An 18819-nucleotide genomic window follows, 5' to 3' on the forward strand; every position below is an offset into this window, starting at 1 on the left:
GTCATGTCAGCGCCGCTCAGCTTGCGAGGCGTGCGGCCAGCACCAGCACCAAGGCGGCGAGGGCCAGGGACACGATCTGCCAGAACCGCAGCGGGTCGCGTTCGGCGAGCGGCCGGAAGCCGCTCGGCGCGTGCCGCTGGTTCGGGGTCCGGAGGTCGGCGACGAACTCCGACAGCGCTTCGTAGCGTCGCGACGGATCGGGGTGCACGGCGGCGCGCAGGGCGCCGTCCACCCACGCGGGCAGCGGCCGCCGGCTGTCGCTGGCCGCGGCGTAGTCGAGCGCGCGCTGCTGCGCGCGGGTGCGCACCCGCGCCGCGCGCGCGCCGTAGGGCAGCCGCCCGGTGAGCATCTCGTAGGCGATCACGCCGAGCGAAAAGAGGTCGGCGCGCCAGCTCGCCGCCTCGCCGACCAGACACTCCGGGGCGGTGTACTGCAGGGCGCCGAGCAGCGCCTCGTCGGCGGCGGCGCCGACCTGCGCCTCCACGACGCCGGACACGCGCGCCGAGCCGAAGTCGATGATCTTCACCGTCCCGTCGGGCGTGATCATCACGTTCTCGGGCCGCAGGTCGCGATGCACCATCTGCTTGCGGTGCAGCGCCCGCAGGCCCTGCGCCAACTGCTCGACGATGGCGCGCACCGCCTCGAGCTCCGGCTTCGGATGGTCGTGCATCCATTGGCGCAGGGTGATCCCGGCGACATGCTCGGTGACCACGTAGAGGGCGCTACGCGGGCGCTGGGCCGCGGCGGCCTTCAGCAGGTGCGGGCTGCTGACCCGGCGCGCGATCCACTCCTCCATGGCGAACTGCCGCAACAGCACCGGGTCGCCGCGCAGGTCCGAGGCCGGGACCTTCAACGCCACCTGTTCGCCGGAGGCGATGTCGGCCGCCAGGAAGATGTGGCTGCGCGGCGTTTCGTGGAGCCGGCGCAGCAGCCGGTAGCCGTCGAACTCCATGGCCGGCTCGAGCGGCGGCGGCGGCGCCAGCAACTCGGCGCTCTCCAGCACGTCGTCGGCGTCCGGATCGGGCAGGGCGTCGATGCGGACGACCTGCACCGTGACGTCGTCGGCGCCGCCGCGCGCCCGCGCCGCCTCGGCCAGATCGCGAGCCGCCGCGTCGAGGTCGCTCCCCGCCGCCTGGATGCAGCCGAGGATCTCGCGGGGGCTGAGCTGCTCGTGCAGGCCGTCGGTGCAGAGAACGAACAGGTCGCCCTCCGCCAGCGTGGTCGTCCGGTAGTCGATCGCCACGACCGGGGCCATGCCGAGGGCGCGGCCGAGATAGCGCTCGCCGGCGATGACGACGCGGTGGTCCTCGGTCAGCGGCTCGAGGCTGTCCCCAGCCCGTCGGTAGATGCGCGCGTCGCCGACGTGGAAGAGGTGCGCGCTGCGGGCCTTCAGGACCAGGGCGCTGAAGGTGCAGACATAGCCGCGGTCGAGATCGCCTTCGTGCCGCGTCGCGCGGCCCTGGCCGTGCAGCCAGGCGTTGGTCGCGACCAGCACCCGTTCGGCGCAGGTCCTGACCGTCCAGGCGTCGGAGGCGTCATAGTAGTCGGTCAGGAAGCTCTTCACCGCCATCTCGGCGGCGATGTGGCTGAACGCGCTGGTGCTGATGCCGTCGGCCAGCGCCACCGCGACGCCCTTGAGGCTGAGGGCCGAGCCCACGGGGACGATGGCCCCGTGGAAGTCCTGGTTGGTGGCCTTGCGCCCGCGCGCCGAATACTGGCCGAGCGAGATCGTCAGTGCGCGCGCCATTCACCCCCGCTCCGGCTGCGGCGCGCGAAGGAGGCCCTTCGTGCGCCGCGCCGAGGCTCTTATTCGCCCGCGATCTGCGCCGCGCCAACCTTGGCGCGCGAGGCGCCGGTGCGAACATGGGTGGAGTAGAGCGTCAGGCCGACGAAGGCGAGGCCGCCGACCAGGTTCCCGAGCACGGTCGGGATCTCGTTCCAGATCAGGTAGTCCATGATCGAGAAGTTGCCGCCGAGCATCAGGCCCGAGGGGAACAGGAACATGTTCACTACCGAGTGCTCGAAGGCCATGGCGAAGAACAGCATCACCGGCATCCACATCGCGATCACCTTGCCGGAGACCGAGGTCGACATCATCGCGCCGACCACGCCGGTCGAGACCATCCAGTTGCAGAGCACCCCGCGGATGAACAGGGTGAGCATGCCGGCCGCGCCGTGTGCGGCGTAGCCGAGCGTGCGGCCTTCGCCGATGTGGCCGATCTTCTGGCCGACCGCGTCGGGCGCCTGGCTGAAGCCGTAGGTGAAACAGATCGCCATCATCAGGGCGACGGTCAGCGCACCGGCGAAGTTGCCGAGGAAGACCAGGCCCCAGTTGCGCAGCACGCCGCCGAGGGTGACGCCCGGCCGCTTGTCGATCAGCGCCAGCGGGGCGAGCGTGAAGACGCCGGTCAGCAGGTCGAAGCCCAGCAGGTAGAGCATGCAGAAGCCGACCGGGAACAGCACCGCGCCCAGGATGCCGCTGCCGGTCTGGACGGTGACGGTGACGGCGAAGACCGCGGCGATCGCCAGGATCGCGCCGGCCATGTAGGCGCGGATCACCGTGTCGCGGGTCGACATGAAGATCTTGGCTTCGCCAGCGTCGATCATCTTGGTGACGAATTCTGTCGGTGCGAGATATGCCATTGAAAACTCGAGCCTCTTCTGACCTCGGCGGAGGTGGGGGCGGCGTCGCGGGCGTCGTGCGGCCGTCATCCTGCGCGGACTTCGGCGGCAGGGATCGGGCAGGGGCAGCGCCGTTGCTGCAATCGCGTCGGCCTCGGACGGAGCCGCTTCCTCGCGGTCCCGCGCATCCGGCCCTCGCCGGGCGGATGCATCGCCTTCGCCGCACGAGAAAGGCTTTTGCCGCGGCGGCGCAAACCGGCCCCCGCAGGTCGCTGTGCACACGCCCAAGATGATCTGCAATTGAGCGTTGCGGCGCAGCCGGCGCCTAAAACCTAGGCTGTAGGCGACGGCCGGCTTTGCCCCTTAGCCCCCATTTGCTACCACCGAGCCCTGAGCATCAGGAGGCGCGCCATGAGCCTGGACGGGACCTACGACCACGACAACATCTTCGCCAAGATCCTGCGCGGCGAGATTCCGTCGGCCCGGGTGTTCGAGGACGACCACGTCTACGCCTTCATGGACGCCTTCCCGCAAGGCAAGGGCCACACCCTGGTGATCCCCAAGCACAGCGAGGCCCGCAACCTGCTGGAGGAAGAGCCGGAGAAGCTCTCCAACCTGATCCTCGGCGTGCAGCGGGTCGCGCGCGCGGTGCGCGCGGCGTTCAATCCGGACGGGGTGATGGTGTTCCAGCTGAACGGCGCGCCGACCGGCCAGACCGTCTTCCACCTGCACTTCCACATCATCCCGCGCTGGGCCGGCGACGGCCCGCTCGGTCGGCACGCCGGCGGCCAGATGGGCGACATGGACGAGCTGAAGGCGCTGGCCGCGCAGATCGCCGCGAAGATTAGCTAGGGGAGATCTCCCCCTGAGGGGGAGCATCTTCACGCCGCTGGCCAAGCGGCTTCGGCAGGCGGATGATCCCTCAAGGCGACGCGCCAGACGTCGCCGACAGGGAGGCGCCAGATGACCGCCGATTTCGGCCGCATCGTGCAGCAGGGCTATGTGGTCCCGGACGCCGAGGCCGCCGCCCGGGTCTGGGCCGAGCGCACCGGGGCGGGGCCGTTCTATGTGATGGACCATGCGCTCGACGGCTACGTCTATCGCGGGGTCCCGACCCCGCTCAGCCTGCGCATCGCCTTCGGCTACTGGGCCGACATGCAGATCGAGCTGATCCAGCCGCTCAGCGACGCTGACAGCCTCTACTCTCGCGCGCTGGCGACCGACGCCGGGAAGCTCAACCACTACGCCTGCCTGGTCGATGACCTCGACGGGCTGCTGGTCGGGCGCGGCCTGCAGGACCGCGTGCTGCAGTCCGGCCAGATGCCGACCGGCCTGAAGTTCGTCTACCTGGAGGAGTTCATCCCCGGCGGTCTGCACCTGGAGCTGATCCAGCCGCCGCCGTCGACGCTGGCGGCCTTCCAGGGGATGGAGGCGCTGGCCCGCCGCTGGGACGGCCGCGACCCGGTGCGCTCCGGCGCGGCGCTGGCCGAGGATCTGGCGGCCCTGGCGAAGGGTTGATCCTCCCCCTCAGGGGGAGGTGGTCCGGAGGGCCGGAGGGGGTGAAGCCGCCGACTTCTGAGCGGAAACCCCCTCAGTCGCTTCGCGACAGCTCCCCCTGAGGGGGAGCATCTTCACTCCGCCACGAAAAAGGCCCCGGACCTGAGGTCCGGGGCCTTTCCCTGTCCTGAAGCCGACGCCTTAGTCGGCCAGCTCCGGAGTCGCATCCTCGGAGGGCTTTTCGATGACCGGGGCGCCGCGTTCGCGTTCGCCGCCCTCGATTTCGAACGCCAGCTTGCCGTCCTTGAGCACCACGCGGACGTGGCCGCCCTTGACCAGTCGGCCGAAGAGGATCTCGTCGGCCAGCGGCTTCTTGATGCTCTCCTGGATGACCCGGGCCAGGGGGCGCGCGCCATAGAGTTCGTCGAAGCCGTTCTTGGCCAGCCAGTCGGTGGCCTCCTCATCGGTCTCGATGGTGACGTGCCGGTCCGCCAGCTGGGCTTCCAGCTGCATGACGAACTTCTGCACGACCTGGCGGATGATCTCCTGGGTCAGGGCGTGGAACTGCACCACCGCGTCGAGACGGTTGCGGAACTCCGGCGTGAAGGTCCGCTTCAGCGCCTCGTCCACCTCGTCCTCGGCCTTGCCGCGGCCGAAGCCGATCGAGTTGCGCTGGGCGTCGGAGGCCCCCGCGTTGGTGGTCATGATCAGGACCACGTTGCGGAAGTCGATCTTCTTGCCGTTCGAGTCGGTCAGCTGCCCGTGGTCCATCACCTGCAGGAGGATGTTGTAGACGTCCGGGTGCGCCTTCTCGATTTCGTCGAGCAGAACGACGGCGTGCGGGTGCTGGTCGACCGCATCGGTCAGCAGACCGCCTTGGTCGAAGCCGACATAACCGGGAGGCGCGCCGATCAGGCGGCTCACGGTGTGGCGCTCCATGTACTCGCTCATGTCGAAGCGCAGCAGTTCGATGCCGAGCGTCGAGGCCAGCTGCCGGGCGGTCTCCGTCTTGCCGGTGCCGGTGGGCCCCGAGAAGAGGTAGCAACCGATCGGCTTGTTGGCGTCGCGCAGGCCGGCCCGGGCCATCTTCATGGCCGAGGACAGGCTCTCGATCGCTTCGTCCTGGCCGTAGACCGCGCGCTTCAGGTCGTTTTCCAGCTGCTTCAGCGCCTCGGTGTCCGACTTGGAGACCGACTTCGGCGGGATGCGGGCGATCTTGGCGACGACGGCCTCGACCTCCTTCAGCCCGATGGTCTTCTTCCGCTTGGCCTCGGGCAGCAGCATCTGGCTGGCGCCGGCTTCGTCGATGATGTCGATGGCCTTGTCCGGCAGCTTGCGGTCGGTGATGTACTTGGCCGACAGCTCCACCGCCGCCTTCAGGGCGTCGTTGGTGTAGCGGAGCTTGTGGAACTCCTCGTAGTAGGTCTTCAGGCCCTTGAGGATCTTGATGGTGTCCTCAATGGTCGGCTCGTTCACGTCGATCTTCTGGAAGCGCCGCACCAGCGCGCGGTCCTTCTCGAAGTGCTGGCGGAACTCCTTGTAGGTCGTCGAGCCCATGCACCGCAGAGTGCCCGAGGCCAGCGCCGGCTTCAGCAGGTTGGAGGCGTCCATCGCCCCGCCGCTGGTCGCCCCGGCGCCGATCACCGTGTGGATCTCGTCGATGAACAGGATGGCGTCGGGGTGGTTCTCCAGCTCCTTCACCACCTGCTTCACGCGCTCTTCGAAGTCGCCGCGATAGCGGGTGCCGGCCAGCAGCGCGCCCATGTCGAGCGAGAAGATGGTCGAGCCGGAGAGCACCTCCGGGACCTGCTTGTTGACGATCTTGCGCGCCAGACCCTCGGCGATGGCGGTCTTGCCGACGCCGGGGTCGCCGACCAGCAGCGGGTTGTTCTTGGTCCGCCGGCAGAGCACCTGGATGGCGCGCTCGACCTCGGCCGCACGGCCGATCAGCGGATCGACCTTACCCTGGCGGGCCTTGTCGTTGAGGTTGATGCAGTAGGCCTCGAGCGCCTCGCCGCCGGTCTTCACGGAGGGCTTCTCCTCGTCGTCCGACGACCCCTTCACCGGCTTGCTTTCCGACGCGCCGGCCTTTTTGGCGATGCCGTGGGCGATGTAGTTCACCGCATCGTACCGCGTCATGTCCTGCTCTTGCAGGAAGTAGGCGGCGTGGCTCTCGCGCTCCGAGAAGATCGCGACCAGCACATTGGCGCCGGTGACCTCTTCGCGGCCGGAGGATTGCACGTGGATCACCGCGCGCTGGATGACCCGTTGGAAGCCGGCGGTAGGCTTGGCGTCCTCCCCGTCGTCCACCACGAGCGAGCGCAGCTCGTTGTCCACATAATTGGTTAGAGTGGTGCGCAGTGAACCGAGGTCCACGTCGCACGCGCGCATCACACCGGCGGCGTCCTCGTCGTCAACCAACGAGAGCAGCAAGTGCTCAAGGGTGGCGTATTCGTGCTTCCGCTGGTTCGCGTAGGCGACGGCGCGATGAAGCGACTCTTCGAGCTGGCGCGAGAATGAAGGCAAGTGCCTCTAATCCTTTTCCATGGTGCACTGGAGCGGGTGTTGATGCCGCCGTGCAGTATCAACGACCTGGGCCACTTTTGTTTCCGCCACTTCGTAGGTGAACACGCCGCACACGCCCACACCGTGCTGGTGAACATGGAGCATGATCCGAGTCGCATCTTCGCGCGACTTATTGAAGAACTGCTCAAGAACGTAGACGACGAATTCCATTGGCGTGTAATCGTCGTTCAGTAGAAGCACTCGATACATTGAGGGCTTCTGCGTCTTGGGCTTCGTCTGGGTGATCACGGACGAACGGGCGCCGGTGTCGTTATCACCCTGCTTGCGTTCGGCCATGGCCAGAACCTCCTGACGGGGCTCGCCCGCCATCCTCACGCAATTAGATATGGCAAACATTTCCATTTGGAAGGGTGGACCCATCACGAATGCGCTCACAACGGCTGGCGCCCCGTCCGCGACGGCGCTTGCCGCGGAACGCCCATCATTCCCCCTTGGGCGCCGCTTTTGCACGCAAAATCCGACCTGAGGTGACGGCGTCGGCCCCGTAGCGTTGTCGCAGGGCGTCGAGCGTCCGCTCGCTCGCGCGGGCTCGCCGCTCGTCGCCGGCGAAGAAGTCGTCGGTCGCTGATTCGGCGTCCACCAACTCGGCGAGGCCGATGCCGATCAGCCGCCACGGCCGGCTTCCGGCCTCCCGGGCGAGCAGTTCGCGGCCGGTGGCGAACAGCGCCTTGGCGGTCTGGGTCGGCACCGCCAGCGTCCGCCGCCGGGTGACGATGCGGAAGTCGGTGGTGCGCAATTTCAGGGTGACCGTGCGGCCCGCCACGCCCGCGGCGCGCGCCTGACGCGCCACCTTGTCGCAGAGCGGCGCGAGCTTGTCCTCCAGCGCCGCCAGCGCGGTCAGGTCGTGCTCGAAGGTGGTCTCGGCGCTGATGCCCTTGCGCTCCTGATCGGGATCGACCGGGCGGGCGTCCTTGCCGCGGGCCAGCTCCGACAGCCGCAGGCCGTGCGCCCCCCAGCGGTCGGCGAGGTCGCGGACCTCGGCGCGGGCCAGCGCGCCAACCGTGCGGAAGCCGGCCTTCTCCAGCGCCGCGGCCATCGCTGGGCCGACGCCGGGCAGGATCGCCACCGGCTTCGGCGCCAGGAAGCTCTGCGCCTCGACGCCGCCGATCACCGAAAAGCCGCGTGGCTTGTCGAGGTCGGAGGCGATCTTCGCCAGGAACTTGTTGGCCGACAGGCCGATCGAGACGGTCAAGCCGGTCTCGTCCTCGATGCGGGCCTGCAGCCGGGCCAGGGTGAGGGCCGGCAGCGCGCCGTGCAGCCGCTCGGTGCCCGACAGGTCGAGCCAGGCCTCGTCGAGCGACAGGTTCTGGATGAGCGGGGTCAGCTCGGCCGCCATGCCGAGGATCCGCCGGCTCTCGGTGCGGTACTTGCTGAAGTCCGGCTTGACCACCACGGCGTCCGGACAGGCCTTCAGCGCCTTGAACATCGGCATGGCCGAGCGGACGCCATAGATGCGGGCGATGTAGCAGCAGGTGGTGACCACGCCGCGCTTGCCGCCGCCGACGATCACCGGGACGTCGCGCAGCTCTGGCCGGTCGCGCTTCTCCACCGAGGCGTAGAAGGCGTCGCAGTCCATGTGGGCGATGGCCAGCCGCTCGAGCTCGGCGTGGGCGACGATTCGCGGCGAGCCGCAGGCGGGACAGCGGGGCGTGGCCTGGCCGCCCTGCCAGAAGCAGTCGCGGCAGAAGGCCTTCACCGCCCGGGCTCCAGCGGCCAGAGCCAGGCCGCGCCGCGCACGCCGGAGGAATCGCCGTGCGCCGCCGGCCGCACCGGGGTGGCGAAGCTGTCGGAGAAGACGTGGCCGCCGATCGCCGCCGGCAGCCGGTCGTAAAGCTCGGCGACGTTGGACAGGCCGCCGCCGAGCACGATGACGTCGGGGTCAAGCACGTCGCAGACTACCGCCAGCCCGCGCCCCAGCCGGTCGACGTAGCGCTCGAGCTCGCGTTCGGCGTGGGCCTCGCCGGCGCGGGCGGCGGCGACCACCGCCTCGGCCGGGCGGCCGGCGGCGCGGGCGAAGCCGGGGCCTGACGCCCACAGCTCCATGCAGCCCAGCCGCCCGCACCAACAGCGCGGACCTGGGTGCTCGTCGCCGCTCGGCCAGGGCAGGGGCGTGTGGCCCCATTCGCCGGCGAAACGGTTGGCGCCGGCCACCAGCCGGCCGTGCGCCACCACCCCGCCGCCGCAGCCGGTGCCGAGGATCACCCCGAACACCACGCCGGCGCCGCAGCCGGCGCCGTCAGTCGCCTCGGACAGCGCCAGACAGTCCGCGTCGTTGCCGTAGCGGACCGGCCGCGCCAGCACCCGCGCCAGGTCGTCCGGGAACGGCCGGCCGTTCAGGTGGGTGGAGTTGGCGTTGCGCATCAGGCCGCTGGCTGGCGACACCGAGCCCGGCCCGCCGACGCCGACCGCCGCCGCGCGCGCCCCGGCCTGCCGCTCGGCCTCGGCGACCAGGTCGCGCACCGTCTGCAGCGCCGCCTCGTAGCTCGGCGGGGAGGGCGCGCGCACGCGGGCTCGGAAGCGGCCCTCGGCGTCCAGCGCCGCCGCCTCGATCTTGGTGCCGCCGAAATCGACGCCGATGCGGATCATGTGTCCGGTGATACCCGATTTGTTCCGCTCTGCTGAGGGGCAGAAATGCGCTCAGGGGGTAAACTGCACCGTCATCCCGGACGGCCTGGAAGGCCGATCCGGGACCCAGGGGCCGCGCGCATCGCCCCTGGGTCCCGGCTCTCCGCTATCGCTCCGGCCGGGATGACAGGGTTGGAGGTGCGCCTGCGCCGTCGCGCCGCTTTCCGGCCTGCCCATTCGGCGCTATTGGCCCAGCCGTCATGGCCTCCATTCCCGCCGCCGCCAACTCCGCCCGAATCCTGCGCTTGTCGTGGGGGCTGCGCGAGGTCGTCATCGCCGGCGCCTGCCTGGCGGTGTTCGCCATCCTGCTGTTCAACCCGCGGGTCCTGAACGACGGCGACACCTACTGGCACCTCGCGGCCGGGCAGTGGATGCTCGACCACGGCCGGGTGCCGAACTTCGACCCCTTCTCCTTCACCCATGGCGGCCAGCCGTGGGTGCCGCACGAGTGGCTGTCCGAGATCGCCATGATCGCGGCCTACAAGGCGGCGGGCTGGACCGGGATCGTCGTGCTCTTCGGCCTGGCGACGGCGCTCTCCATGGGGCTGTTCCTCGGCTGGCTGTCGCGCTGGCTGGGGCCGATCGCGCTGGCGGTCGTCGCCTGGCTCAGCGTCGGCTGCATGTGGGTCGGCCTGTTCACCCGGCCGCACCTGCTGGCGCTGCCGATCATGATCTACTGGACCGGCCGGCTGCTGGACGCCCGCGCCGAGGGCCGCGCGCCGCCGCTGTGGCTGGCCGGCCTGATGGTGCTGTGGGCCAATCTGCACGGCAGCTTCGTGTTCGGCGCGCTGGTCGCCGCCCCGCTGGCGCTGGAGGCGCTGTGGGAGCAGCGGCGCCAACCCTGGCCGGTGATCCGCGACTGGGGGCTGTTCGCCGCCGCCTGCCTGGTGGCGATCCTGCTGACGCCGAACGGCCTGCACGCGATCACCTATCCGTTCCACATCATGACGATGAAGACGCTGAACGGCATCGTCGAATGGCTGCCGCCGGACTTCCGCAAAATGTCCGAGTTCCAGGCGGCGATTCTGGTCACCCTGCTGGTCTGCCTCAGCCGCGGGGTGAAAGTGCCGGTTTTCCGCACCCTGCTGCTGCTGTTCATCTTCCACATGGCGCTGACCCATCAGCGGCACATGCTGGTGCTGGCGCTGATCGGTCCGCTGCTGCTCGCCGAGCCGATCGGCCGCAGCTTCGGCCGCCAGGCGCCGCGGCCGCTGGCCATGCCGTGGCTCCCGGCGGTGGTGTTCGCGCTCGGCGCGCTGGTGATGATCGGCGTGCGCGCCGCCGATCCGGTGGTGCGCAACGACGCGGTCACCACCCCGAAGATCGCGCTGCAGCACGTACCGGTCGCGCTGCGCGCCCAGCCGGTGCTGAACACCTACAGCTTCGGCGGCTATCTGGCGTTCAGCGGGGTGAAGCCGTTCATCGACGGTCGCGCCGACATGTACGGCGACGACTTCTTCAGCGGCCACATCCGGCTGATGCGCGGCGACGCCGCCGAGTTCGACCGCGCCGCGGCCAAGTACGGCCTTGCCTGGACCATCCTCCAGCCGCGCGAGCCGTTGGCCAAGCAGATGGACGCCAAGCCCGGCTGGAAGCTGGTCTACCGCGACCGCTGGGCGGTGGTGCACGCCCGCAAGGATGCGCTGGAAGTGGCGGGGCGATAGAACGTCCCCTCAGTCAGCTTCGCTGACAGCTCCCCCCGCAAGCGGTGGAGCATCTTGGCTCAGATCCTCCACCGCGCAGCGGGAGAGGTGGATCGCGCCGCCGCAAGGCGCGAGACGGAAGGGGCGTTCTCGCTACCCCCGCACCGCCTCCTCGACCGCCAGACCCAGCTCCGCCCAGTCGTCGATCCGGCGGTGGCGCGCGGAGCGCGGGGCGAGTGGGCGCAGGCGCTCGTCGGCGACGTGCTGGAAGGTGGCGGTCTGCGGCGCGTGCTCGGCGACCGAATCGAGATTCTCGAGAATGTCGTCGATGAAGGCCGAGCGGCCGCGGCTCTGGCGCACCAGGCCGGCGGTCATCGGCCCCTTCGGCCCGCGGTTGAGGATCAGCGGATGCGCCAGGCCGTGGCGGGTCAGCCAGCCGCGGCGCAGCGTCTCGGCCTCGGCCGGGGCGTTCGACAGAATCACGATCTCCGCCGCGCGGTGCAGCTTCTCCAACGCGGCGATCGCCCCGGGCGCCGGCTCCAGCGCACCGCAGTGGCTGCGGAAATAGCTCTGATACAGGGCCTTGGCCTGCGCCTCGGCGATCGGCTCGGCGGCGCCGGGCGCGTAGATGTTCTGGAACAGCGCGTAGCGGTCGAGGCGGAAGTCGAGGCCCTCGCGCGCCAGGAACTCGGCGAACCCCTTGATGAACAGGCCAAGCACCTCGTCCACGTCGACGACCACCAGCGGCCGGTCGGGCGAGAGGCCCAGCGACTGAAGCCTCGGTGCGGCGGCGGGGATGTCCGGTCGGGCGAGCAAATTGGCTCCGAGGTGCGACTAACGAAGTTTAAGGATATGCCGTGTGATCAAGGCCTCACAAATGGGGACGGCGTGCGTTGCGTGCGAGCGCCCCCAATCACAGCGCTGGGTCCGCAATGGCCAAGAAGGTCCTCATCGTCGAGGATAACGAGCTGAACATGAAGCTGTTTCATGATCTGCTCGAAGCTCAGGGGTACGACATCCTGGAGACCCGTGAGGGGCTGCAGGCGCTGTCGCTCGCCCGCGAGCATCGGCCCGACCTCATCCTCATGGACATCCAGTTGCCGGAGATCTCCGGCCTCGAGGTGACCAAGTGGCTGAAGGAGGACGAGGAGCTGGCTCCGATTCCCGTCGTCGCCGTCACCGCCTTCGCCATGAAGGGCGACGAGGAGCGCATCCGCGAGGGCGGGTGCGAGGCCTACATCTCCAAGCCGATCTCGGTGGCCCACTTCCTGGACACGATCCGCAAGCTGCTGGATTGATCCGATGACTGCCCGCATCCTGGTCATTGACGACCTCGAGGCCAACATCCGGCTGCTGCAGGCGCGCCTGTCGGCCGAATACTACGAGGTTCTGACCGCCACCGACGGCCCCTCGGGCATCGCCGTGGCCGCCGCCGAGACCCCGGACATCATCCTGCTGGACGTGATGATGCCGGGAATGGACGGCTTCACCGTCTGCCGCAAGCTGAAGGAAGACCCGGCGACCCGGCACATCCCGGTGGTGCTGGTGACCGCGCTGGACGGCCGCTCCGATCGCGTCGCCGGCCTCGAGGCGGGCGCCGACGACTTCCTGACCAAGCCGATCGACGACGTCATGCTGTTCGCCCGGGTGCGCAGCCTGACGCGCCTGAAGGCGGTGATGGACGAGCTGCGCGAGCGGGAGGCCTCGGGCCGCCGCATCGGCGTGATCGCCGGCGCCGCCTCGCGCCTCGGCGGCTCCGGCGGCCGCATCCTCGTGGTCGACGACAATCCCCGCCAGGCCGAGCGAATCGCCGCCGAGCTGGCGATCGAACACCGCCCGGTGGTCGAGACCGATCCGGAGCAGGCGCTGATCGCCGCGCGCGGCCCGGTCGACCTGCTGATCGTCAACGCCGCCGCCAAGGGCTTCGACGGCCTGCGGCTGGCCGCCCAGATCCGCACCGACGAGACGACCCGCAATCTGCCGCTGCTGGCCATCGTCGACTTCGACCAGCGGGCGCGGCTGATCAAGGCGCTGGAGATCGGCGTCAACGACCTTCTGGCCCGTCCGGTCGACCCGGGCGAGCTCTGCGCGCGGGCCAAGACCCAGATCCGCCGCAAGCGCTACACCGACTACCTGCGCAACAACCTCGACCAGTCGCTGGAGCTGGCGGTCACCGACCAGCTCACCGGGCTCCACAACCGCCGTTACATGGACGGGCAGCTCACCGCGCTGGTCGAGCGGGCGGCGAAGGGCGGCGAGCCGGTGTGCCTGCTGGCGGTCGACATCGACCACTTCAAGAAGATCAACGACGGCTTCGGCCACGACGTCGGCGACGAGGTGCTGCGCGAGTTCGCCGTGCGGCTGGCGTCCAACGTCCGCGCCGTCGACCTGCCGGTGCGCCACGGCGGCGAGGAGTTCCTCGTCGTCATGCCCGACACCCGCATCGAGGACGCCCACCGCATCGCCGAACGCCTGCGCCTGCACATCGCCGGCTCGCCGTTCCGCGTGAGCGGCGGCGTCCAGGCGCTCGACGTCACCATCTCGATCGGCGTCGCCGCCAGCCTGCCCGGCGAGCTGACCCCTGAGGGCCTGCTCAAGCGCGGCGACGCGGCGATGTACGACGCCAAGGCCGGCGGCCGGAACCGGGTGATCACCCGCGCGGCGTGAGTGCCATGTCCCTCCCCTTTATGGGGAGGACAGGCCGCAAAAGCGGCCAGGGTGGGGCGGTGGATGACGACCACGCGCGCTCGAGACCTGCGAAAATCCAAGACGCCTCAGGAGCGCCGCTTGTGGTCTCGCCTGCGAACGCTCCGTGAGCAGGGTTACCACTTCCGCCGGCAAGCCATACTGACCGGCAAAGGCTCAGCCCGGCGCGGCCTGTCCCTCCCCATGAAGGGGAGGGAGGCAGAATCAAAAACGCCCGGCGATGCGCCGGGCGTTTTCGTGGAAGTCGCTGAAAAGCGCGATCCTACTTGATCTTGCCTTCCTTGAACTCGACGTGCTTGCGCACGATCGGGTCGTACTTCTTCAGCACCATCTTGTCGGTCTTGGTGCGGGCGTTCTTCTTGGTCACGTAGAAGAAGCCGGTGTCCGCCGTCGAATTCAGGCGGATTTTAATGGAGGCGGGCTTCGCCATGGCACGGTCCTTGGGCGGGCCGAGCGGACGCGCCGCCGGCGGGGAGTTCGAAAGAGGCACGGAAAATACGAATCCGCGCCCATAAGTCAATGGTGCGGGTCTACAGCATCGCGCGCAGCGGGTTGCTGGCCCCTTTGCGCAGGTAGGGCCGCGGGCGATCGGGGTCGGCGAGACGGGCGGAAGCCTCGCCCAGGACGAAGCGGGTGATGTTCGGCACCTCGAGCGTCAGCGCCTCGTCGAAGTCGACCCAGGCGATCTCGTCGAGCTCGCCGCAGTCAGGCTGGCGATCCAGGCTGAGCAGGCGGTCGGCCTCGGCCATCAGGAACCAGGTGTCGAACCGCTTGGCGATCGACGACGGCGTGATGGCGCGGGCGACCAGGTCGAGGGCGGCGAGGTCGGGCAGGGCGCCCTGGGCCAGGAAGTCCCGCCAGGGACCGGCTCCGGGACGCCCAGGGGCGGGTTTGGCCATCAAGAGGCCAGCCTCCTCCCAGGTCTCGCGGATCGCCGCCAGGGCGAGCGCCCGGCCGGGCCTGCCGTGGGCCTCGAACACCCGGGCGACGTCCGGACGCAGATCCGAGGCGGTCGGCGCGCGATGGTCGGCGCGGTCGACGCGGCCGCCGGGAAACACCCACATGCCCGGCATGAAGGTGTGGCGGTTGTTGCGCCGGCCCATCAGCACGCGCGGCTGCGGGCCGTCGCGGCGGATCAGGATCATGGTCGCGGCGTTCTTCGGGCGCACGGCCCGCTGCCCGTGGGCGAGGGGCGGCCCCTGCGGCTTGGTGGCGGCGATAACAGCTTCGGACATCGCAGCCTCTCTAGGGGGCCGGGCGCGCCGGGGAAAGGCTCGAATCGGCGCGCGCGATCACGATGTGAGGCTCACCGTCCCTTGCGCTTGCCGCCCATCTTCTGCTGGCGGCCGGTACGGACGCCGGGCGGCCGGCCGGGCCGGCTCGGCGGCCGGCGATCGCCGCGTTCGCGCATCCCGAGCCGCGGGCGCGGCGCGCTGGGGTCGGCCGGGGCCGGATCGCTGAGCATGGCGAACACCAGGCCGCCAGTGACCGGGGTGGCCTCCGCCAGCCGCACCCGCACGGTCATGCCGAGCGGCCAGCGCGCGCCGGAGCGTTCGCCAACCAGCGCGTGCGCGCGGTCGTCGTGGACGAAATACTCGCCGCCGAGGGTGGAGACCGGCACCAGACCGTCGGCCCCGGTCTCGGCCAGCCGCACGAACAGGCCGAAGCGGGTGACGCCGGTGATCTTGCCGTCGAACTCGGCGCCGACGTGGTCGGCGAGGAAGGCGGCGATGTAGCGGTCCATGGCGTCACGCTCGGCGGCCATGGCGCGACGCTCGGCGAAGGTGATCATCTCCGCCGTGCTCTTGATCTGGGCGAGGTCGCGATCGGTCAGGCCGTCGTCGCCCAGCCCCAGCGCGCGGATCAGCGCCCGGTGGACGATCAGGTCGGCGTAGCGGCGGATCGGCGAGGTGAAGTGCGCGTAGCGCTGCAGGTTGAGGCCGAAGTGGCCGATGTTCTCGTCCGAATAGATGGCCTGCATCTGGGTCCGCAGCACGACCTCGTTGACGATGTCGTAGTGCGGGGTGTCGCGGACCTGCTCCAGCAACCGGTTGAAGCGCTCGGTGCGCACGGTCTCGCCGCGGGTCCAGCTGATGCCCAAGGTGCCCAGGAAGTCGCCCAGCGCCTGAAGCTTCTCGGGGCTGGGGGCGTCGTGGATCCGGTAGATCAGCGGCGAGCGCTTGCCTTCCAACGTCTCGGCGGCGCTGACGTTGGCCTGGATCATCATCTCCTCGATCAGCTTGTGGGCCTCGAGCGAGCTGCGCGGCGTGATGCTGGCGATCTGGCCTTCGGCGTCGATCACCACCTTGCGCTCGGTGCTTTCGATGCCGACCGGCGAGCGGGCGTCGCGGCCCTTCTTCATCGCGTGGTAGGCGGCCCACAGCGGCTTCAGGATCGGCTCCAGGATCGGCCCGGTCTTGTCGTCGGGCGCACCGTCGATCGCGGCTTGCGCCTGCTCGTAGGAGAGCTTGGCCGCCGAGCGCATTAGCCCGCGAACGAAGCGGTGCGAGCGCTTGCGCCCATCGGCGCCGAACACCATCCGCACCGCCATGCAGGCGCGGTTTTCGCCTTCGTGCAGGCTGCAGAGGCCGTTCGACAGCCGCTCCGGCAGCATCGGCTCGACCCGGTCGGGGAAGTAGACGCTGTTGCCCTTGTCGCGCGCCTCCTGGTCGAGCGCGGTGCCCGAGCGGACGTAGGCGGCGACGTCGGCGATCGCCACCCAGACGATCCAGCCGCCGGGGTTGCCGGCGTCGGTGTCCGGCTCGGCGTAGACGGCGTCGTCGTGGTCGCGCGCGTCGGCCGGGTCGATGGTGATCAGCGGCACGTCGCGCAGGTCCTCGCGGCCGGCCAGGGTCGGCGGCTCGGCGGCCTCGGCTTCGGCCTCGGCGGCCGGGCTGAAGCCGGTCGGGATGCCGTGGGCGTGGATGGCGATCAGCGAGGCGGCGCGCGGCTCGTCCTCGCGGCCGATCACCTCCAGCACCTTGCCGCGGTGCGGCCCGTAGCGGCGCTCGGCCGGGCCGACCTGGGCGACCACCAGGTCGCCGTCGCGCAGGTCGCCAGCGGCGTAGTCGGGGATCACCAGGCTGTCCTTGGAGCGGCGGTCCACCGGCTCGACGCGGACTTCGCGGCGCGCCTTGCGGACCACGCCGAGCACCCGGTGGGCGCTCTGGCCCAGCCGCTTGATCAGCCGCGCCTCGAGCTGACCGTCCTCGCCGCGGACAAAGCGCACCAGCAGCCGGTCGCCCAGCCCGGGGGCCTGGCCGGCCTCGGCCTGGCGGTCCGGCGCCAGCAGCACGAGCGGCGCGTCCTGGCCCTTGGTCAGCTTGACCAGCAGGTCGCCGTCCGGATCGCGCTCGACGACGTCGACGACGCCGACCTCGGGCAGGGCGCCGGCTTCGGCGAAGCCGCGGCGGCCGCGCCGGCCGAGCGCGCCCTGGCCTTCCAGCTCCTTCAGCAGGTCGCGCAGCGCCCGCCGGTCCGCGCCCTTCAAGCCGAAGGCGCGGGCGATCGCCGCCTTATCGGCCTCGCCCGTCTCGCGCAGGTACTTCAGCAGGGTGTCCCGATCGGGCAGGCCCTGCGGCGGACGGGTCAGCTTGGGCGAGCGGGGTGGTTTGGCCATGGCTTTGCTTAGCAGCTTTGAACGCCGAGTCGCCTTGGAGGTTCGCGCAAGGCCGCGCCGGAGCTCAAGCGATGGGCGCCCGGGAGCCGCCGAATCTCGCCCGGAGCAGCCGCGCCAGTTCGCGGGCGGCGGGCGACATCAGCTCCTCGTCCGGGAAGGCCAGGGCGACATTCATCCTCGGGAGGTCGGCGGTCACGTCGAGCGGCGTCAGCGCGCCCGCCTCGATCTCCGACCGGAGGGACGGAAGCGCGATCCGCGTCACCCCGCAGATCACGCCAAGCTCGACGGCGAGGCGGGCGCAGAGGTGGATCGAGGAGCAGCGCAGGATCCGCTTGGGGAGCGGAAGGCCAAGGCCGCTCATCAGGGTCGAGATGTAACCTGTCGCCGGATCGCCGACATCCGCGTCGAGCCACTCGCGATGAAGGAGGTCGGCGATCGCCAGCGGCCCGGCCGGGCGCGGGCCGCCGCTGATCAAGACCGTGTCGAGGCCATGGACGATTTCCGTATGGAAGCCCGGAAGGCTGGTTTTTCCGTACAGGGTGATCAGGCCGAAATCCTGCGAGCCGTTGCGGACGCCTTCGAGGATTTCGTGAGGGCGGAGTTCGAGAAGTTTCAGCTCAATCGCCGGGTAGCGTTGTCGGAAGGTGGCGATCGCGCCGGCCAACGACGGCCCGCCCGCAAGCGGGGTGAATCCGACCGTCAGCTTGCCGGCGATCTCGTTCTTCAGAAAGCCGACCTCCTCTTCACGCTGAACACCATCATGATCAGCTGCGAGGATGCGGCCTATTACCGGTGCGCCGACGTCCTTTCGGCGCTCGCGGGCGGCCGGCCCTTTGGCAGCCTCAACATTTCCGGGACGACCTACAGGTTCACGAACGCCGCGGTGTACCTGCAGTCGACCTACAAGTTCACCGATACGCTCAGCTTGATCGGCGGCTTCCGGATCACCTCGGACAAGACCACCGGCGTCGGCGAGGTCGTCCGGGCCAGCTTCCCGACGCCGAACAACCCGACCTTCGCCTGCTCGAACATCGCCTATTTCCCGAATACGCCCGTGGTCGATCCCAAGGTGGCGGAGCCGTCGGCCTGCAGGCTCGAGCGCACGGAGAAGTCGACCAAGCCCACCTGGGTGATCGACCTCGACTACAAGCCGAACCCGGACTTCCTGGTCTATGCGAAGTACGCGCGCGGCTATCGGCAGGGCTCGGTGAACACGTCCAACGTCGGGTTCGAAACCTGGGGGCCGGAGACGGTCGATTCCTACGAGATCGGCGCCAAGACCAGCTTCAACGGGACCGTGCGCGGGAACTTCAACATCGCCGCCTTCTACAACGAGCTGAAGGACCAGCAGCTGATGGCCGGCGCGGTCGCGATCCCGCCGTTCGCGGGCGCCGCCGTGATCGTCAATTCGGGCAAGTCGCGCATCGCGGGCCTGGAGGTCGACGGCGCGGTGACGCTGCTCGACGACCTGACCGTAAGCTTCGGCTACGCATACCTGGACACCAAGCTGAAGTCCTAGCT

The 18819-nt window shown here is 69.7% G+C and carries 18 protein-coding genes; 7 read left to right on the plus strand and 11 right to left on the minus strand.

Features of this window, described 5'->3' with window-relative positions; genetic code table 11:
- Window positions 1–16: 16 nt before the first annotated feature.
- Both ACSQ14_RS07360 and ACSQ14_RS07365 read right to left on the minus strand, forming a co-directional pair.
- Window positions 17–1747, minus strand: coding sequence for a protein kinase domain-containing protein (locus tag ACSQ14_RS07360; RefSeq protein ID WP_436011208.1), 1731 nt, complete (start codon window positions 1745–1747; stop codon window positions 17–19).
- Between the two features lie 59 nt (window positions 1748–1806).
- Complete coding sequence (locus tag ACSQ14_RS07365; RefSeq protein ID WP_436011210.1) at window positions 1807–2643, minus strand: formate/nitrite transporter family protein; 837 nt, start codon at window positions 2641–2643, stop codon at window positions 1807–1809.
- 390 nt (window positions 2644–3033) lie between these two features.
- Between ACSQ14_RS07365 and ACSQ14_RS07370 the strand changes: the two genes are divergently transcribed.
- Both ACSQ14_RS07370 and ACSQ14_RS07375 read left to right on the plus strand, forming a co-directional pair.
- On the plus strand, window positions 3034–3474 hold the full coding sequence (locus ACSQ14_RS07370; RefSeq protein WP_436011212.1) for an HIT family protein: 441 nt from the start codon (window positions 3034–3036) through the stop codon (window positions 3472–3474).
- A 111-nt stretch (window positions 3475–3585) separates the two neighbouring features.
- The gene (locus ACSQ14_RS07375) at window positions 3586–4140 is read left to right on the plus strand and encodes a VOC family protein (protein ID WP_436011214.1); all 555 of its coding nucleotides are present in this window, start codon (window positions 3586–3588) and stop codon (window positions 4138–4140) included.
- A gap of 180 nt (window positions 4141–4320) precedes the next feature.
- On the opposite strand, the gene clpA is transcribed toward ACSQ14_RS07375, so the two are convergent.
- The 4 genes from clpA to ACSQ14_RS07395 form a co-directional block, all read right to left on the minus strand.
- Window positions 4321–6645, minus strand: coding sequence for an ATP-dependent Clp protease ATP-binding subunit ClpA (gene clpA, locus ACSQ14_RS07380; protein WP_436011216.1), 2325 nt, complete (start codon window positions 6643–6645; stop codon window positions 4321–4323).
- 6 nt (window positions 6646–6651) lie between these two features.
- Window positions 6652–6981, minus strand: a complete 330-nt coding sequence (gene clpS / locus ACSQ14_RS07385; RefSeq protein ID WP_436011218.1) for an ATP-dependent Clp protease adapter ClpS — start codon at window positions 6979–6981, stop codon at window positions 6652–6654.
- Window positions 6982–7126: 145 nt separating this feature from the next.
- Entirely contained in the window at window positions 7127–8401 is a 1275-nt protein-coding gene (locus tag ACSQ14_RS07390) for a DNA polymerase IV (protein WP_436011220.1), read from the minus strand.
- Complete coding sequence (locus ACSQ14_RS07395; RefSeq protein ID WP_436011222.1) at window positions 8398–9291, minus strand: ROK family protein; 894 nt, start codon at window positions 9289–9291, stop codon at window positions 8398–8400. The genes ACSQ14_RS07390 and ACSQ14_RS07395 overlap by 4 nt, the downstream gene beginning before the upstream one ends.
- A gap of 239 nt (window positions 9292–9530) precedes the next feature.
- On the opposite strand from ACSQ14_RS07395, the gene ACSQ14_RS07400 reads away from it, so the two are divergent.
- Window positions 9531–10994: a hypothetical protein gene (locus ACSQ14_RS07400; RefSeq protein WP_436011224.1), complete on the plus strand. Its 1464-nt coding sequence runs from the start codon at window positions 9531–9533 to the stop codon at window positions 10992–10994.
- A 132-nt stretch (window positions 10995–11126) separates the two neighbouring features.
- On the opposite strand, the gene ACSQ14_RS07405 is transcribed toward ACSQ14_RS07400, so the two are convergent.
- Window positions 11127–11789, minus strand: coding sequence for a hypothetical protein (locus ACSQ14_RS07405; RefSeq protein WP_436011226.1), 663 nt, complete (start codon window positions 11787–11789; stop codon window positions 11127–11129).
- A gap of 116 nt (window positions 11790–11905) precedes the next feature.
- Between ACSQ14_RS07405 and ACSQ14_RS07410 the strand changes: the two genes are divergently transcribed.
- The 3 genes from ACSQ14_RS07410 to ACSQ14_RS07420 all read left to right on the plus strand — a co-directional run bounded on the left by ACSQ14_RS07410 (window position 11906) and on the right by ACSQ14_RS07420 (window position 13949).
- Entirely contained in the window at window positions 11906–12271 is a 366-nt protein-coding gene (locus ACSQ14_RS07410; protein WP_436011228.1) for a response regulator, read from the plus strand.
- 4 nt (window positions 12272–12275) lie between these two features.
- Window positions 12276–13640 (plus strand): PleD family two-component system response regulator, encoded by a 1365-nt coding sequence (locus tag ACSQ14_RS07415; RefSeq protein ID WP_436011230.1) that lies wholly within the window; start codon window positions 12276–12278, stop codon window positions 13638–13640.
- A 63-nt stretch (window positions 13641–13703) separates the two neighbouring features.
- The gene (locus tag ACSQ14_RS07420; protein ID WP_436011232.1) at window positions 13704–13949 is read left to right on the plus strand and encodes a DUF559 domain-containing protein; all 246 of its coding nucleotides are present in this window, start codon (window positions 13704–13706) and stop codon (window positions 13947–13949) included.
- On the opposite strand, the gene rpmG is transcribed toward ACSQ14_RS07420, so the two are convergent.
- The 4 genes from rpmG to ACSQ14_RS07440 form a co-directional block, all read right to left on the minus strand.
- Window positions 13942–14109, minus strand: a complete 168-nt coding sequence (gene rpmG, locus ACSQ14_RS07425; protein WP_012521869.1) for a 50S ribosomal protein L33 — start codon at window positions 14107–14109, stop codon at window positions 13942–13944. The two genes, ACSQ14_RS07420 and rpmG, sit on opposite strands and share 8 nt — an antisense overlap.
- 100 nt (window positions 14110–14209) lie before the next feature.
- The gene (locus ACSQ14_RS07430; protein ID WP_436011235.1) at window positions 14210–14914 is read right to left on the minus strand and encodes an NUDIX hydrolase; all 705 of its coding nucleotides are present in this window, start codon (window positions 14912–14914) and stop codon (window positions 14210–14212) included.
- Window positions 14915–14985: 71 nt separating this feature from the next.
- Window positions 14986–17298: a ribonuclease R gene (gene rnr / locus ACSQ14_RS07435; protein ID WP_436011237.1), complete on the minus strand. Its 2313-nt coding sequence runs from the start codon at window positions 17296–17298 to the stop codon at window positions 14986–14988.
- A gap of 64 nt (window positions 17299–17362) precedes the next feature.
- Window positions 17363–18085 carry a substrate-binding domain-containing protein gene (locus tag ACSQ14_RS07440; protein ID WP_436015377.1) on the minus strand — a complete coding sequence of 241 codons (723 nt, stop codon included), beginning with the start codon at window positions 18083–18085 and terminating at the stop codon, window positions 17363–17365.
- Between ACSQ14_RS07440 and ACSQ14_RS07445 the strand changes: the two genes are divergently transcribed.
- Window positions 18059–18817, plus strand: coding sequence for a TonB-dependent receptor domain-containing protein (locus tag ACSQ14_RS07445; protein ID WP_436015379.1), 759 nt, complete (start codon window positions 18059–18061; stop codon window positions 18815–18817). The genes ACSQ14_RS07440 and ACSQ14_RS07445 overlap by 27 nt on opposite strands.
- The last annotated feature ends 2 nt before the right edge of the window (window positions 18818–18819 follow it).

It is taken from the genome of Phenylobacterium sp. LjRoot219, from assembly GCF_964252995.1.
In the GTDB taxonomy this organism is placed as follows: Bacteria; Pseudomonadota; Alphaproteobacteria; order Caulobacterales; family Caulobacteraceae; genus Phenylobacterium.